Here is a 15,811-nt window from a genome sequence, read left to right on the forward strand (position 1 = left end):
AGCCGACGATCACACGATCGAGTCAAACCGTCCTCGTTCACGCTCCTTGGTGAGCAGCTGGCAACCCCTTGACGTCGGCCGCGGTGGTGATCAGCTTCTCCAACTCGGCCTCGCCGAGCGCCTTCGCCGCCGCCGTCGTCTCCTTGGCGCCGGGGCTGCTCGCGCCGGAGTCCGAGCCCGACTCCGACGAACTGCTGCAGCCCGTGACCAGGGCGCCGCTTGGCGTGACCATTGTGACTGCCGGGACTCATCCGTCTTCTCGCGGCCGGTCACGAACCCGGGTCCACCAAGTCGCGACTCCCCGGCGACCATCGCTTTCCCGGCCCCCCTGGCCCTAACATGCCGTGTCAAGTGCATGATCGGCGGGAGCGGGAAGGGCCAGCGCGCGTGGGCATCGAACATTTCGACGTACGGGCGCACGCCAGACAACGCTGGGCGGCCCGGGCCGCACTGGCCTGCGCGGTGTTCGCCGTACTGCTGCCGCTCGGCTTCGCGCGCGAGGCGAGTCTCTTCCTCGTCGCGGGAGTCATCGTGGGCGTCGGCCTCACGGCGGCCTCCCTCTGGTGGGTGCTGACACGCCGGGGCGCCGCCCGGATCGCGGCGGGCGCGCTGGCCGTGGCCGCGCCGGTCGTCGTCATCTGGTGGTTCGCCGCCGTCAACCTGCTGTGGGTCGTGGTCGTGACCGCGGCGCTGTGGGGCGTCGCCGTCTGGTCGGGCAAGTTCGCCCTCAGCAGCACCAAGTCCCACCAGGTCCACGTACGGGAGCACCGCACGCCCCCGCCCACCCGGCCGTTCCTCATCATGAACCCGAAGTCCGGCGGCGGAAAGGTCGGTCGGTTCCGGCTGAAGGAGAAGGCCGAGCGGCTCGGCGCCACCGTCCATCTGCTCGACCCCTCCCACCCCGAGGACGTCGCCGTACTGGCCCGGGACGCCGTCCGCGCCGGCGCCGACCTGCTCGGAGTGGCGGGTGGCGACGGCACCCAGGCCCAGGTGGCCGCCGTCGCGGCGGCGTACGACGTCCCCCTCCTCGTCATCTCCGCCGGCACCCGCAACCACTTCGCCATGGACCTCGGGCTGGACCGCGACAACCCGGCCGCCTGCCTCGACGCCCTCACCGACAAGGGCGTCGAGCTCCACGTCGACCTCGGGTACGCGAGCGGTCATCCCTTCGTCAACAACGCCTCCTTCGGCGCGTACGCCGCCGTCGTACAGAGCCCGGCGTACCGCGACGACAAGGTCCGCACCACCCTGGAACTGCTGCCCGAACTGCTCACGCACCAGCGGGGTCCGAGGCTCACCGCCCGCATCGGGGACGCCGTCATCGACGCGCCCCAGGCCGTGCTCGTCAGCAACAACGTCTACCGCAGCGACGACCTGGTCGGCCTCGGCCGCCGCGAACGCCTGGACGCCGGAGTGCTCGGCGTCGTCGGCATCCGGGTCGACAGCGCCGCCGAGGCCGCCGGACTGGTCCTCGGCCCGAACGCCTCCGGGCTCAGCCTTCTGATCGCCGACGAGATCGTCGTCGAGGCCGACCGGCCGGAGATCGAGGTCGGCATCGACGGCGAGGCCCTCGTCCTGCCCACCCCCGTCCACTGCCGGGTATCGCAGAAGGCGCTGCGCGTACGGGTGCCACGCGACCGCCCCGGCGTCCCCGAGCCCAAACCGCCCCTCGACTGGCGCCGGTTGCGCAAGCTCGCCGCCGCGGTCGGCCGCACGGCCCTGCCCAAGCACCGCGAACGGTACGGGTGGCTGCAGGACCTGTGGAACCGGCGGCGCTAGAACGTGTCGAGGCACTGTCGCGTCCCGGCGATACGTCGACAACTTCCGCTCCCGCACGGTACTGATGTGGCATGAACGACGACGGTGAACATCCGTACGGTGGACTCCGGGACGGCGGAGCCCCACATGCCGGGCTCCCGCGCGACGGTCGGCTGATCGGCGGCCGTTACCGCCTCGCCGAACGCATCGGCTCCGGCGGTATGGGCACCGTATGGCGCGCCGTCGACGAACTCGTGGACCGGGAAGTCGCCGTCAAGCAGCCGAAGTTACCCGGTGACGCCGACGACCCGGACGGCCCCGAGGACGAGATGCGTCAGCGGGCCGCCAACAGGCTCTACCGCGAGGCCCGCGCCGCCGCCCGTGTCGATCACCCGTCGGCCGTCACCATCCACGATGTCGTGGTCGAGGACGGCTACCCGTGGATCGTCATGGAGCTCGTCCGCGGCGAGTCCCTCCACGAGGTGCTCAAGCGCGGTGCCCTTCCTCCCGCCGAGTCCGCCCGGATCGGCCTCGCCGTCGTCGGCGCCCTGCGCGCCGCGCACTCCGTCGGCATCGTGCACCGCGACGTCAAGCCCGCCAACGTCCTTCTCGGACCGCACGGCCAGGTCGTCCTCACCGACTTCGGCATCGCCCATGTCCAGGGCGAGGAATCGCTCACCGTGACGGGCGAGTTCGTCGGATCGTTGGAGTTCGTCGCCCCCGAGCGCATGTCCGGGCCCGGCGCCGCCGGTCCGCCCTCCGACCTGTGGTCGCTCGGCGTCCTCCTGTACGCCGCCGTCGAGGGCTGGTCCCCCTTTCGCCGTACGACACTGGAGTCCACCCTCGCCGCGATCCTCTCCACCGAGCCCCCGACGCCCGAGCGCGCGGGCCCCCTCGGCCCCCTCGTCGTACGCCTGTTGGCCAAGGACCCGGCGGAGCGCCCCGACGCCGAAGAGGCCGCCAGGGTTCTGGCGGACGTGGCGGAGGGGCGGGTCCCGGAGACTCAGAGCCCGTCCGATCTCCGGCAACTGGGCGAGGACGTAGGCACGTTACGCCTCGGAGGCGAGCCCTCCCGGGCGGCCTCGGGATCGGGGGAGCAGGGGCGAGAGGACACGGGCGACGGCCTCCGGGAGAACGATGGGGACGGTGAACCGGAGGACTCGCCTGAGACCGTCGTACGACCTGGGCCCGAGCGGAGGCCGGGTCGGCATGTCTCCCGTCGGCTGCTCGTCGCCGCAGCCGTCGCCGGATGCCTGCTGTCCGGCGGGGGAGCCTGGGCCGGGATGACGCTCGGCCGCGACGGTGCCGGGGAGACCCCTGAGCCCGAGCTCCAGACGATGGAGGCCTGGGCCGTGCCCAACACCGACCCCGCTCCCAGCCTGACGACCGCTGCCGACTGGGTCGCCCACGACGAGAAGGCCATGAACGCCGTCCTCTCCCTCCCGAGCCCCTACGAACGGCTCCGCGCGCAGGGCGGGAAGAACGACCAGCCCCGTACGGTCACCTATGAGGGCGAGGACGTCATCCAGGTGCGGCTCACCCAGTGGGACAAGGCGCCGGCGTCCCCCATGGCCCAGGCCAAGGACTCCACCGACATCCTGGAGGGCGACGGGAAGGCCAGTGCCCAGTACACGCGCACCAGCTTCCAGGACCAGGAGGCCGTACTCGCCGACACCACCCACTACCTGGACGGCATGCCCACCCGCGTCATGGAGCTGATCATCCGCACCGACGACAGCCGGATGTACGAGCTGCGCGTGGACATGCCGAAGGGGACGGCGGACGAGAAGAAGGGCACGGCGGTGTTCAAGGGCGCCCGGGAGCGACTGAAGATCCTCGGGATGTGACCAATCCCGCGATCACCGGCGCACAACGAGCTGATCAGTGCATTCGTGCCACTGATCACTGGCGTGGTGTGTGCGCCCGGTGAAAGCCTGTTACCGCCGGGTACCCAAAGTCGTCCGCTCCGGAATACCCTGCGCGTCATGACGGACTCGCAGGCCCCCGAAAAGACCGGCATGGCACGGACGACGACCGGTACGAACCCTCTCGCGCCCGCCCCCGCCGGCGCCCGTACCGCCGCCGACGTGGTCACCCCCGAACTGGTCGCCCAGCTCACCAAGGGCGTGGTCGGCTCCGGCCGGACCGCCAACCACACGCCGTTCACCGGCGAGAAGCTCGCCGACCTGCCCGAGTCCACTCCCGAGGACGTGGTGAAGGCCTACGAGCGGGCCCGCGCCGCCCAGGCCGTCTGGGCCCAGGTGCCCGTGCGCGAACGCGCCGCCGTACTCCTCCGCTTCCACGACCTGGTGCTCGAACGCCAGGCTGAGGTCCTCGACCTGATCCAGCTGGAGACCGGCAAGGCCCGTCTGCACGCCCACGAGGAGGTCCAGGCCGTCGCGGTCGCCGCCCGCCACTACGGCCGCAAGGCCCCCTTCTATCTGAAGCCGAAGCGGCACGCGGGCGCCATGCCGACCCTCACCAAGGTCACCGAACTCCGCCACCCGCGCGGTGTGATCGGCCAGATCGCCCCCTGGAACTACCCCCTCGAACTCTCCGTCGGCGACGCCATCCCCGCCTTCGTCGCGGGCAACGCGGTGGTGATGAAGCCCGACACGGAGACCTGCCTCACCGCGCTCTGGGCCCGTGACCTGCTCATCGAGGCCGGTCTGCCCGCCGAGGTCTTCCAGGTCGTCATCGGCGAGGGCCCCGTCGTCGGCCCCGAGGTCGTCAAGCACGCCGACTACGTCTCCTTCACCGGCTCCACCCGCACCGGCCGCGAGGTCGCCCAGGGTGCTGCCGCCCGCCTCGTCGGCGTCTCCCTCGAACTCGGCGGCAAGAACGCCATGCTGGTCCTTCAGGACGCCGACATAGAGAAGGCGGCCGCGGGAGCCGTCCGCGCCTGCTTCTCCTCCGCCGGCCAACTCTGCATCTCCATCGAGCGGTTGTACGTCCACGAGTCCATCGCCGACGCCTTCCTGGAGCGCTTCGCCGCCCGCACCAAGGCCATGCGCCTCGGCACGTCCCTCGCGTACGGCGCCGAGATGGGCTCCCTCGTCGGCGACCGCCAGCTGGAGACCGTCACGAGGCACGTCGACGAGGCCGTGGCGAAGGGCGCGAAGGTGGTGGCCGGCGGCGTGGCCCGCCCCGACATCGGCCCCTACTTCTACGAGCCCACGATCCTCGACGGCGTCTCGGAACCCATGTCCGTCTGCACGGAGGAGACCTTCGGCCCGGTCGTCTCCATCTACCGCTTCAAGGACGAGGACGCCGCCGTCGAGGAGGCCAACGCCACCGCGTACGGCCTCAACGCCTCCGTCTGGACCAAGGACGGCCGCCGGGGCCGCGCCGTCGCCGCCCGCCTCCGCGCCGGCACGGTCAACGTCAACGAGGGCTACGCCTCCGCCTACGGCAGCGTCCAGTCCCCCATGGGCGGCATGAAGGACTCCGGCCTGGGCCGCCGCCACGGCTCGGAGGGCATCCTCAAGTACACAGAGGCCCAGACGGTCGCCCAGCAGCGACTGCTGCCGATGGCCCCGTCGCTCGGGATGGACGACGAGAGGTACGCCCAGTTCATGAGCCGCAGCCTGAGGGCGATGAAGGCACTCCGGCTCAGGTAGGGCATTGTCCGCACGGACACTCAACGAGGAGCACACGTGCCCCAGGACGCTTACGACTACGACGTCATCGTCGTCGGCTCCGGCTTCGGCGGTAGCGTGACCGCCCTGCGCCTGACCGAGAAGGGCTACCGGGTCGGCGTCCTGGAAGCGGGCCGTCGCTTCACCCGGGAGTCCCTCCCCAAGAACTCCTGGGACCTGAAGAACTACCTCTGGGCCCCGGCCCTCGGTATGTACGGCATCCAGCGCATCCACCTGCTGGGCAACGTCATGGTGCTGGCCGGGGCCGGCGTAGGCGGCGGCTCCCTCAACTACGCCAACACCCTCTACGTACCGCCGAAACCGTTCTTCGAGGACCCGCAGTGGAAGGACATCACCGACTGGCAGGAGGAGCTGAAGCCGTACTACGACCAGGCCCGCCGCATGCTCGGTGTACGGCTCAACCCGACGATGACCCCGTCGGACGTGCACCTCAAGGCCGCCGCGGAGCGGATGGGCGTCGGTGACAGCTTCCACCTCGCCCCGGTCGGCGTCTTCTTCGGCGACGGCGAGGACGCGGACGGACAGGCGAAGGCCGCGCCCGGCGATCAGGTCGCGGACCCGTACTTCGGCGGTGCGGGCCCCGCCCGCAACGCCTGCACCGAGTGCGGCGAGTGCATGACCGGCTGCCGCCGCGGCGCGAAGAACACCCTCAACGAGAACTACCTCTACCTCGCCGAGAAGGCGGGCGCCGTCGTCCACCCGATGACGACGGTCGTCGCGCTCACCGAGGACTCGCAGGGCGGCTACGCCGTCACGATCCTCCCGACCGACGAGCGCCGTAAGGGTGAGTCCCGTGTGCTGAAGGCCCGCCGGGTCGTCCTCGCGGCCGGTACCTACGGCACCCAGACCCTGCTGCACCGTATGAAGGCGAACGGCCAACTGCCGTACATCTCGGACCGTCTGGGCATGCTGACCCGCACCAACTCCGAGGCCCTGGTCGGCGCCCAGACCGACAACCGCCGCTACCGCAAGGCCCACGGCGCGCCCGAGGTCGACTTCACCCGCGGCGTGGCGATCACCTCCTCCATCCACCCCGACGCCAACACCCACATCGAACCGGTCCGCTACGGCAAGGGCTCGAACGCGATGGGCGGCCTGTCGATCCTCCAGGTCCCGTACGCGGGCGGCACCGCGTCCGGCACGTCACGCGTCCTCGGCTGGCTGGCCCACGCCACCAAACACCCCTGGCTGGTGGCCCGTTCCCTCTCCAACCGCCGCTGGTCGGAGCGGACCATCATCGGCCTGGTGATGCAGTCCCTGGACAACTCCCTCACCACCCAGCTGAAGCAGAAGGGGCCGGGCAAGGGCCTGTTGACGGCACGGCAGGGTCACGGCGCCCCCAACCCCAAGCAGATCGAGGCCGCTTCGACGGCCGCGTCCACACTCGCCGCCGAGATCAACGGTTTCGCCGGCAGCAACGTCGGCGAACTCATGGGCACCCCGCTCACCGCGCACTTCCTCGGTGGCTGCCCCATCGGCGCCACCGCCGACGACGGCGTCATCGACCCGTACCACCGCCTCTACGGCCACCCCGGCATCTCCATCGTCGACGGCGCCGCGGTCTCCGCGAACCTGGGCGTGAACCCGTCCCTGACGATCACCGCCCAGGCCGAGCGCGCGATGTCGTACTGGCCCAACAAAGGTGAGCCCGATCATCGCCCGGCCCCCGGAACGGCGTACGAACGCCTCCGCCCGGTGGAGCCCGTGAACCCGGCGGTCCCGGCGGAGGCCTTCGGCGCGCTGCGGCTGCCGCTGATGCCGGTGCCCACGGTGCCGCCGAAGAAGTGAAGCCATAGGGGGTTATAGGAGGGAAGGACCCGCACCCCCCTCCGAGCGCGGGTTCTTCCCCCGTGTGCGATGTGTGACCGGCGAGTGGAGGCGAGGGTTGCCCTCGCAATCACACTTTTCTGATGTGTTCTGAGTCACACGTGAATACGTGAGGCGCATGATGTCGCGTCCATGATGAGATGACCCCTGGCTAGGACATGACTGTCTGTGGCCTACGAACCCCTTGTGGAACGCACAGGGGTTACTTGTGATGCGTGATGCGAAGTTTGTGAGGGTGGGGAACGTGAAGTCGAAGATGTCGCGAGCAGCGGTTGCCGTTTCGATGGCGGCCACGCTGGGGCTCACCGCGGCGTGCGGTGGGGGCGGCGACGAGGCCGAGGACACGGAGAAGAAGCCGTCGGCGTCCGCCTCGGCCTCCGAGAAGGCGAAGGACACGGCCGGGCAGGCCGCGCTGACCGAGGCCCAGCTGAAGAAGGCCGCCCTCGTGGACGGCGAGGTCAAGGGCTACAAGATCGCCGACATGCCCGCGGACGAGATGCCCGCCGATACCGTGCCCGCGGAGCCGGCCGCCTGCCAGGCCATCGCGAACATGTTCTTCTTCACGTCGGACCCGAAGGCGAAGGCCCGCGTCGGCCGCACCGTCACCCCGAAGGACGAGCTCTCCGGCAGCGTCATCTCCCTCGCCCTCGCCGCGCACGAGCAGAGCGACGCCGAGAAGGTGATGGGCGACCTGCGCACGGCGACCGAGAACTGCACCAAGTACGAGCAGGTCGGCAACAAGTACTCCGACATCGAGGCCCTCACCGCCCCCGAGCAGGGCGACGAGGCCGTCTCGTACAAGATGAAGGGCGACATCGAGGGCACCAAGATCCCGATGTCCTTCACGGTGGTCCGCAGCGGCTCGACGCTCATCGGCTTCTACTCGATGAACATGCTCGACGCGGACAAGGCGCAGGTCCCGGCGGAGGTGCTGGAGGCGCAGGTCGCGAAGCTGGAGAAGGCGGCCGGCTGAGCCACCGGCCACCGGTAACCGGCTGAGGCCACTTCCGACTTGGCGTGACGAAGGGCCCCGCGGGACGGAAGTCGCGGGGCCCTCCTGCGTCAGCACCGACGTCAGGGCGGCGCCGGTGCCTCGAAGCGGCGCCGGGGGGTTGCGCCGCTGGCTCGGGGGTGGATCTGGGTTGGCCGGCCCCGGGCGTCCCCGGAGCCGACCGTTCTCTTGAGTGACCGGGCTGCTGTCCCCTGCCGTCCGGTCACATCCCTGGAGCGAGGTCCCACGGCGCACGGCACGATCCGTACGCCTCATCGCTCCAGCGGAGCCACGCGTGGTTCTTCGGGCCCGGACCTGGCTGGCACGGACACCGCTATCAACGAAGCGTGTCGTACGGCGGTCACGCGCCGTATGGGTGAGGTGGCAGGCGTACGTACGTGCGCTGGTCAGATGCGCCCCCGGCACAGTTCCAGCAGGGTCATGGCCAGCGCGGTGCCGGGCTTGCCCAGGGCGTCCCTGTAGTGGGCGAGGACCTCCATCTCGCGGGAGAGGTTCACCCGGCGGCCGCCCGACTCGATCCGTGCCTCCTGGATCACGGCCGACACCGCCATCCGCTCCTGCATCAGCCCGATGATGCGGTCGTCGATCGCGTCGATCCGTTCACGGGCACCGCTGATCACATCGGCGGCCTCCGCGGTGTGCGCGCCGGTCCTGTCGCTGGCGGTGACGGTCATGTCGGGGCTCCTCATCGGTTCGGACGGCGCCCCGGCTCGACAAGTCCGAAAACGCCAGGCGCCCCGGACCTTGTCGGCCCGGGGCGCCTGGGAAGTCGCTTGTCAGTAGCTCAAGCAGCACGACCATGGCAGCCGGTGGGCCGGTTGCCATAGGTAAAGAGGAAGGTCGAGTGCGTGAGCATGGGGGTCAGTATGCCATGGCTGGGCATGAGGGCGGAGCCCTCAGTGGGCCAGCACCACAAGAGGGCACCCCGGTAGAATCGGCCACACAAGACCCCCCGCCCGACCGCCGGAAGGCACCCCGTGTCATCAGCGACTCCCGCTGCCGCCGTCCCCGACACCGTCCTGGTCGTCGACTTCGGCGCGCAGTACGCCCAGCTCATCGCCCGTCGCGTCCGCGAGGCCCGGGTCTACAGCGAGATCGTGCCGAGCACCATGCCGGTCGCGGAGATGCTCGCCAAGAACCCGGCGGCGATCATCCTCTCCGGCGGCCCCTCCTCGGTCTACGCCGAGGGCGCCCCCCGCCTCGACCGCGCACTCTTCGAGTCCGGCGTCCCGATCTTCGGCATGTGCTACGGCTTCCAGCTGATGGCCACCACCCTCGGCGGCACCGTCGACAACACCGGCGCACGCGAGTACGGCCGTACGCCCCTCCACGTCAGCAAGTCCGGCTCCACCCTCTTCGAGGGCACCCCGGACGAGCAGTCGGTGTGGATGTCCCACGGCGACGCCTGCTCCGCCGCCCCCGAGGGCTTCACCGTCACGGCCTCCACCGACGTCGTACCGGTCGCCGCCTTCGAGAACGACGAGAAGAAGCTGTACGGCGTCCAGTACCACCCGGAGGTCATGCACTCCACGCACGGCCAGCAGGTCCTGGAGCACTTCCTCTACCGGGGCGCGGGCATCACCCCGAACTGGACCACCGGCAATGTGATCGAGGAGCAGGTCGCGGCCATCCGCGAGCTGGTCGGCGACAGGCGCGCGATCTGCGGCCTCTCCGGCGGCGTGGACTCCGCGGTCGCCGCGGCCCTCGTCCAGAAGGCCATCGGCTCCCAGCTGACCTGCGTGTACGTCGACCACGGCCTGATGCGCAAGAACGAGACCGAGCAGGTCGAGAAGGACTTCGTCGCGGCCACCGGCGTACAGCTGAAGGTCGTCGACGCGGAGGAGCGGTTCCTCAAGGCGCTCGCCGGGGTGTCCGACCCCGAGGAGAAGCGGAAGATCATCGGCCGCGAGTTCATCCGGGTCTTCGAGCAGGCGCAGGCGGAGATCATCGCGGACGAGGGCCCGGCGGTGGAGTTCCTCGTCCAGGGCACCCTCTACCCGGACGTGGTCGAGTCCGGCGGCGGCACCGGTACGGCCAACATCAAGTCCCACCACAATGTGGGCGGCCTCCCCGAGGACCTGGAGTTCAAGCTCATCGAGCCGCTCCGCAAACTCTTCAAGGACGAGGTGCGGATGGTCGGCCAGGAGCTCGGGCTCCCGGACGAGATCGTCCAGCGCCAGCCCTTCCCGGGCCCCGGTCTCGGCATCCGTATCGTCGGCGAGGTCACCAAGGACCGCCTCGACCTGCTCCGTGAGGCCGACGCCATCGCCCGCGAGGAGCTGACGGCGGCCGGCCTCGACCGTGACATCTGGCAGTGCCCGGTCGTCCTGCTCGCGGACGTCCGCAGCGTCGGCGTCCAGGGCGACGGCCGCACCTACGGCCACCCGATCGTGCTCCGCCCCGTCTCCTCCGAGGACGCCATGACCGCCGACTGGTCGCGGCTGCCGTACGACGTCCTGGCGAAGATCTCGACCCGGATCACCAACGAGGTCGCCGACGTCAACCGGGTCGTCCTCGACGTGACGTCGAAGCCGCCGGGCACCATCGAGTGGGAGTGAGCCGTTTTTGAACGGGCTCAGGTCCGTTTGAGAGTGCGCACCGGCTCTCCGGGCTTCCAGACCTGGACGACCAGATACTTGTCGTCCTCGACGTAGGTCCGTACGACCTCCGTCAGCTCGGTGCGGAAGAGGTGGAACGGCTCCGGCGGTTCCACCTCTTCGCCGTACGCGGCCTTGACCGCGGGATCGTCGACCTCGATCGCCCGCCCGCTGATCCGCACGTCACCCCCGCCCATCTCCGTACCGGGGCCCGGATTGGCCTGCAACGCGAACCGCGGGTCGCGGCGCAGGTCGAGCGCCTTGAGCGAGTCCGGCATCATCCCCAGCCAGAGCTCGCCGTTGTGGAACTTGACCTCCAGCCCGGTCGTACGCGGGGAGCCGTCCATGCGGAGCGTGGCGAGGATGTGATGCGTGAACGCGCCGAAGCGGGCCTCGACGGTGGCGGCGAGACCGGGTTCGGCGGCGACGAAGGCCGCCCAGTTGTTCGGTGTCGGTGGCATACGCCGAGTCTCGCGCGGATACCCGACAACCTCTGTCCGGCTACTCCGAGCGACTGACGGAACGCCCCGAGCGTGACCTGAGCGCCGTACCGCTGGCGCGTTTCTGTGACTTGCGTAACGGTTGCGTACCCTCTTCACGGGACGGACCTGTTCTGCGTGGGCGACCGACGGTAACTTCCGCTTCGTAAAGGAAGTCAGTCTGGAGGACACATGCACGGGCCCACACCGCCCCTGCCGCTACCCACCGACCAGCTGCGGTTCGCCATGCCGCCGATGCACGAGTCGGCGGCCGCCGAGCGGCGACACCGCAAAGAACGGCTGGCCGGGGCATTGAGGATCTTCGGGCGACTGGGATTCGAGGACGGGGTCTCGGGACACATCACTGCGCGCGACCCCGAGTTCAGCGACTGCTTCTGGGTCAACCCGTTCGGGATGCCGTTCAAGCACGTCACGGTGAGTGACCTCGTCCTCGCCAACCAGGACGGGCAGGTGATCGAGGGCAACTACCACGTGAACCAGGCGGCCTTCACCGTGCACGCCCAGGTGCACGCCGCCCGCCCCGACGTCGTCGCCGTCGCGCACTGCCACTCCGTGCACGGCCGCGCCCTCGCCGCCCTCGGCGACCTGATCGAGCCGATCACCCAGGAGTCCTGCGCCTTCTACGAGGACCACGCGCTCTACGACCACTACACGGGTGTCGCCGTGGACGCGGACGAGGGGCGCCGGATCGCCGCGGTGCTGGGCAGCCGTAAGGCTCTTGTGCTGCGCAACCATGGGCTGCTGACGGTCGGCGACTCGGTCGACGCGGCGGCGTGGTGGTTCCTGTCGATGGAACGCTCCGCCCAGGTCCAGCTGACCGCGAAGGCGGCGGGGCGGCCGCTCCTCATCGAACACCGGTTGGCCGCGGCGACGCGGGAGCAGGCGGGCGGTGACCTGGTGGCGTGGATCAACTATCAGCCGCTGTGGCAGGACATCAGCCGGAGCGAGCCGGATCTGTTGAGCTGAAGGAAGTCCCGCGAGATTCCAGAAGCTCCGCGAGGGTTCAGAAGTCTCGTAGAACCGCTGCCTTGGTCACCGCGAACTCCTCGTCCGTCAGTACTCCGTCGCGGTGCAGTTCGCCCAGCTCGCGCAGGCGGCTGAGGAGGATGTCGTGGTGGTCGGCGGGCTGGGGCGGGGTGGCGGTCTCGGTGGACCGGGGATGGGCCGCGTGGTCGGACGTATGCGTGGACGGATGGGGGAGCCGGGCCGTGACCGCCGTGGCGACCAGGGCCGTGAGCAGGTCGCGGCGGCTGCTGCCCCACAGGTCCAGGGCGAACGGGTCCTTCTCGGGCGGGAGTTTGGAGAACACCGTCTCGCGCGTCACGAACCGCAGGAACCCATCCTCGTAACCGGAGTTGGGCAGCCATTCCACCTGGACGAGATCGCCGATGTCGATGATCCGCGGGCCGGTCGCGCGCTTGACCCGGTCGGAGGTGTCGTTCCAGTCGATCCTGACCTGCGTACCGTCGAAGGAGACCGTGCCGTCGCTGGACCGGACGGACACCGGCACGGGTGGCCCGGGCAGGAGGTAGGTGGTGGCGGGCTCCTTCGGGGTCTGTTCGAGGAGCATGGCCTGCCGTATCTCCTCGGCCACGTATTCGGCGGCCCCCGAGCGGTCGAGGTCGACCGTCAGCCGGTACGGGTCGGCCGCGTCCGGCAGCCGCCCGCCGGTGGCCCGGAGCAGTGGATCGCTGCCCTCGCGGAGCCGTAAGCGGAGCCGTCCGCGCTTGCGTTCGGGCTCGTACACGACCCCGGACACCGCTTCGAGCGGAACCGCGATCTCCCCGTACGTCTGCCGGAACAGCGCCACGGAACGGTGCAGGCCAGGTGTGATCCGGACCGTGCTGCCGTCGAAGGCCCAGGTCCCGTCCCGCTGGATGATCTCGGCCATAGGGAGATTCTCGCAGCCGGGTCAACACGAGGACCCTTACTTCACCCCGCGCTCTCCTTGCCCTCGGTGCCCCTGCCGGGCGCGGGCCGTGTTCCGTACGGCACAATTCGCTGTCATCGCGGGGCAGTTGTGCGGCCGCACGGCTGTGGTAGTGATCGGACGTATGTACGACGCCCGGCGATGGCGGCGACAGTCGGCGATGACGTCGACGGCGGTGATGACGTGACGGCGATTGCCGAGGAAGCGGACGCAGAGGCGGCCGCGGCCGCGGCGCGGGAAGGCGGGCTCGGGCGTGGCGGTGCAGGAGGCGAGAGGGGGCATGGGCGCGAGCGCCCATCACGGCGGGTGCATGTGCGGGGACTGCCCGCACGGGGCGCGCACGGGACATCGGCGCGCGGTCGCCGAGTTCCTGCTGAAGCGGGAGGAGTACGCGTCCGGGCAGGGGCTGCCCGCGGCCGTCGCGCACTCGGCGTCCGCCTCCCGGCAGTGGGTCTCCGATGAACTCACCCAGTCCGCCGCCCTCGTCGCCGAACGCGGCCGGGTCGAGGGCGAGACCTGGCTCGGCCGACTGTGGCTGCGCACGGCCGTCGTCGTCTGGGCCGCCGTCGTGACTCTGCTCCTCGTCCAGTCCCTCACCGCGATCGGCGCGGGCTGGACGACCGCCCGCACGGCCGGCCTCATCGCCGCCCTGCTGGTGGCCGCGGCGCTGACCGGCGCCGGCTATCTGCACCGGGCGCGCGGCGGCGCCCTCGCCCCCGTCATCGGTGAGGACAACCGTCTCTCCACCTCCCGTGCGGTCGCCGCCGGTTGGGTGCTGTTCGTCGTCTTCGCGATCCTCGTCCTGGTCGGCCGCCTGGCCGCTGCCTCCGACCACGGTGAACGAGATGCGTTGATCTCCGGCCTCGACCTCGCCCGAGGTGCGGGCATCGTGACCGTCCTCGCCGTGGTCTGCGGCATCGCGGTACTGGTCCGCCGCGTCGTCGGCCTCCGCGTCCTCGCCCAACGCCTCCAAAAGGTCCGTGCCCACCGCCCTCGCGCCGCCGACCTCCTCACCGACGACTCGGGCCGAGGCAGCTTCACCGACATCCAGTACGTCGTCATCGGCGCCGCCGCCCTTGCCTTCGCGGCGGTACGCCTGGCCCGCCGCCCCGACCAACTCCCCGACCTCCCCTGGGGCCTGGCCCTCCTCGTCCTCGTCTCGGCCGCCACTTACGTCGCCGGCAAGTACGCCGAGGGCGGCCGCCCCGTCATCCTCTCCGTCGTCCGCGCCCGCGAGGCCGGCGACCTCGACGCCCCCATCCGCAACGGCGACGACATCGAGATCCGCGGCGCCGGCTTCGTCCCCCCGGGCGCTCAGACCGCCGACCGCCTCTCCCGCATGGTCGTCCGCATCGGCCCCGTCCACGTCCACGTCCCCCTGGTCCCCGTGCCCGGCGGCTTCAACAACCCCACCGACACCGTCCTCACCGTCCCCGTCCCCGCCGACGTCGAACCCGGCCAAACCGAGGTTCAGGTCATCACCGCAGCCGGCGTAGAAACCAACCGCTACGCGATCGAGGTCTCGGCGGACTGAGGGCCACTGAGGGCCACTGAGGGCTACTGGGGGCCTGGGGGTGTGCCGCAGGGCATGCAGACGTTGCGGGGGTCCAGGGGGCGCAGCGCCCCTGGCGGGGTCCGGGGCCGAGCCCCGTGTCGGTGCGGGGTCGAAGGGGCGGCAGCCCCTGGGATGGGGCGGGTAAGGGCGGCGGGGGCGAGAAAGAGATGGGCCCGGGACGAGCCACCCCAACCCGGAAAAAGTCGGTCGCACCATTGAGCGCCCCCACCCCTCCGAACGTATCGTCTGTTGAGGGGTCAACGGCACGGCGGACAAGAGGCGGCGCAGACTGATGACTCACGACATTCGCACGGACTCCTACCCTCACTATCTCGACGGCGGCCGCGACTGGCGGGACACAGCCACCCGCTACGCCCTGCTGCCCCTACGCGTCTTCCTCGGCATCACCTTCATCTATGCCGGCCTGGACAAACTCACCGACAGCGCGTTCATGGCCGAATCCGGCTCCGGCTCGATCGGCGACATGATGAGCGCCGCGCGCGATGCCTCCGCCATCCCGGCCATGGTCGACATGGCCCTCGAGAACCCGGTCGGCTTCGGCTACGCCATCGCCATCGGCGAACTCGCCGTCGGCATCGGTACCCTCCTCGGTCTCCTCACCCGCCTCGCCGCCGTCGGCGGTGCCCTCATCTCCCTCAGCTTCTGGCTGACGGTCAGCTGGTCCGCGAGCCCGTACTACTTCGGCAACGACCTCCCCTACCTCATGGCCTGGCTCCCTCTGATCCTCGCCGGAGCCCCGGTGCTCTCCGTGGACGCCGCCATCCGCTCCCGACGCGGCAACAGGCACCGAGCGGCCGGCTACCGCTGAGACCCACCGCCCTACGGCCCGTGCCTCGCCGTGGCCGACCGACCTGGCCCGACCGCCCCCGGCCGAGCCCGTCCTGCCCAGGGCCCGGTCCGACCCGGCTCGTGCGGTTGGGGCTCTGGTCGTGGGGAGGGCCCTGTACCTGAT

At 70.5% G+C, this 15,811-nt stretch carries 13 protein-coding genes; 9 read left to right on the top strand and 4 right to left on the bottom strand.

Features of this window, described 5'->3' with window-relative positions; genetic code table 11:
* Positions 1-37: 37 nt before the first annotated feature.
* On the bottom strand, positions 38-232 hold the full coding sequence (locus F3T56_RS28365; RefSeq protein ID WP_149828221.1) for a hypothetical protein: 195 nt from the start codon (positions 230-232) through the stop codon (positions 38-40).
* 155 nt (positions 233-387) lie between these two features.
* Here F3T56_RS28365 and F3T56_RS28370 point away from each other — a divergent pair, with 155 nt between their 5' ends.
* The 5 genes from F3T56_RS28370 (at position 388) to F3T56_RS28390 (ending at position 8,217) form a co-directional block, all read left to right on the top strand.
* Entirely contained in the window at positions 388-1,779 is a 1,392-nt protein-coding gene (locus tag F3T56_RS28370; protein WP_149828222.1) for a diacylglycerol/lipid kinase family protein, read from the top strand.
* 71 nt (positions 1,780-1,850) lie between these two features.
* Positions 1,851-3,605, top strand: a complete 1,755-nt coding sequence (locus tag F3T56_RS28375; protein ID WP_149828223.1) for a serine/threonine-protein kinase — start codon at positions 1,851-1,853, stop codon at positions 3,603-3,605.
* A 138-nt stretch (positions 3,606-3,743) separates the two neighbouring features.
* Positions 3,744-5,378: a succinic semialdehyde dehydrogenase gene (locus F3T56_RS28380; RefSeq protein ID WP_149828224.1), complete on the top strand. Its 1,635-nt coding sequence runs from the start codon at positions 3,744-3,746 to the stop codon at positions 5,376-5,378.
* A 36-nt stretch (positions 5,379-5,414) separates the two neighbouring features.
* Positions 5,415-7,205, top strand: a complete 1,791-nt coding sequence (locus F3T56_RS28385; protein ID WP_149828225.1) for a GMC family oxidoreductase N-terminal domain-containing protein — start codon at positions 5,415-5,417, stop codon at positions 7,203-7,205.
* 283 nt (positions 7,206-7,488) lie between these two features.
* On the top strand, positions 7,489-8,217 hold the full coding sequence (locus tag F3T56_RS28390) for a hypothetical protein (RefSeq protein WP_246203955.1): 729 nt from the start codon (positions 7,489-7,491) through the stop codon (positions 8,215-8,217).
* A 425-nt stretch (positions 8,218-8,642) separates the two neighbouring features.
* Here F3T56_RS28390 and F3T56_RS28395 read toward each other — a convergent pair whose 3' ends face one another.
* Entirely contained in the window at positions 8,643-8,945 is a 303-nt protein-coding gene (locus F3T56_RS28395; protein WP_149828226.1) for a chorismate mutase, read from the bottom strand.
* A gap of 288 nt (positions 8,946-9,233) precedes the next feature.
* Here F3T56_RS28395 and guaA point away from each other — a divergent pair, with 288 nt between their 5' ends.
* Complete coding sequence (gene guaA / locus F3T56_RS28400; RefSeq protein WP_149828227.1) at positions 9,234-10,814, top strand: glutamine-hydrolyzing GMP synthase; 1,581 nt, start codon at positions 9,234-9,236, stop codon at positions 10,812-10,814.
* 17 nt (positions 10,815-10,831) lie between these two features.
* Here guaA and F3T56_RS28405 read toward each other — a convergent pair whose 3' ends face one another.
* A complete protein-coding gene (locus F3T56_RS28405) occupies positions 10,832-11,314 on the bottom strand; it encodes a pyridoxamine 5'-phosphate oxidase family protein (protein ID WP_149828228.1) in 483 nt (160 codons plus the stop codon).
* A 210-nt stretch (positions 11,315-11,524) separates the two neighbouring features.
* Here F3T56_RS28405 and F3T56_RS28410 point away from each other — a divergent pair, with 210 nt between their 5' ends.
* Positions 11,525-12,319, top strand: a complete 795-nt coding sequence (locus F3T56_RS28410) for a class II aldolase/adducin family protein (RefSeq protein ID WP_149828229.1) — start codon at positions 11,525-11,527, stop codon at positions 12,317-12,319.
* Positions 12,320-12,356: 37 nt separating this feature from the next.
* Here F3T56_RS28410 and F3T56_RS28415 read toward each other — a convergent pair whose 3' ends face one another.
* Positions 12,357-13,244: a DUF4429 domain-containing protein gene (locus tag F3T56_RS28415; RefSeq protein WP_149828230.1), complete on the bottom strand. Its 888-nt coding sequence runs from the start codon at positions 13,242-13,244 to the stop codon at positions 12,357-12,359.
* 319 nt (positions 13,245-13,563) lie between these two features.
* Here F3T56_RS28415 and F3T56_RS28425 point away from each other — a divergent pair, with 319 nt between their 5' ends.
* Together F3T56_RS28425 and F3T56_RS28430 are read left to right on the top strand one after the other, a co-directional pair.
* Positions 13,564-14,817, top strand: a complete 1,254-nt coding sequence (locus F3T56_RS28425; protein WP_149828232.1) for a hypothetical protein — start codon at positions 13,564-13,566, stop codon at positions 14,815-14,817.
* A 313-nt stretch (positions 14,818-15,130) separates the two neighbouring features.
* Positions 15,131-15,667: a DoxX family protein gene (locus F3T56_RS28430; RefSeq protein WP_149828233.1), complete on the top strand. Its 537-nt coding sequence runs from the start codon at positions 15,131-15,133 to the stop codon at positions 15,665-15,667.
* The last annotated feature ends 144 nt before the right edge of the window (positions 15,668-15,811 follow it).

This window comes from Streptomyces tailanensis, assembly GCF_008386495.1.
GTDB classification, from domain to species: Bacteria; Actinomycetota; Actinomycetes; order Streptomycetales; family Streptomycetaceae; genus Streptomyces; species Streptomyces tailanensis.

Coding starts and splice junctions, on each gene's coding strand:
- F3T56_RS28425 (WP_149828232.1), top strand. CDS start 13,564: ATGGGCGCGAGCGCCCATCACGGCGGGTGCATGTGCGGGGACTGCCCG.
- F3T56_RS28430 (WP_149828233.1), top strand. CDS start 15,131: ATGACTCACGACATTCGCACGGACTCCTACCCTCACTATCTCGACGGC.
- F3T56_RS28415 (WP_149828230.1), bottom strand. CDS start 13,244: ATGGCCGAGATCATCCAGCGGGACGGGACCTGGGCCTTCGACGGCAGC.
- F3T56_RS28365 (WP_149828221.1), bottom strand. CDS start 232: ATGGTCACGCCAAGCGGCGCCCTGGTCACGGGCTGCAGCAGTTCGTCG.
- F3T56_RS28410 (WP_149828229.1), top strand. CDS start 11,525: ATGCACGGGCCCACACCGCCCCTGCCGCTACCCACCGACCAGCTGCGG.
- F3T56_RS28395 (WP_149828226.1), bottom strand. CDS start 8,945: ATGAGGAGCCCCGACATGACCGTCACCGCCAGCGACAGGACCGGCGCG.
- F3T56_RS28405 (WP_149828228.1), bottom strand. CDS start 11,314: ATGCCACCGACACCGAACAACTGGGCGGCCTTCGTCGCCGCCGAACCC.
- F3T56_RS28375 (WP_149828223.1), top strand. CDS start 1,851: ATGAACGACGACGGTGAACATCCGTACGGTGGACTCCGGGACGGCGGA.
- F3T56_RS28380 (WP_149828224.1), top strand. CDS start 3,744: ATGACGGACTCGCAGGCCCCCGAAAAGACCGGCATGGCACGGACGACG.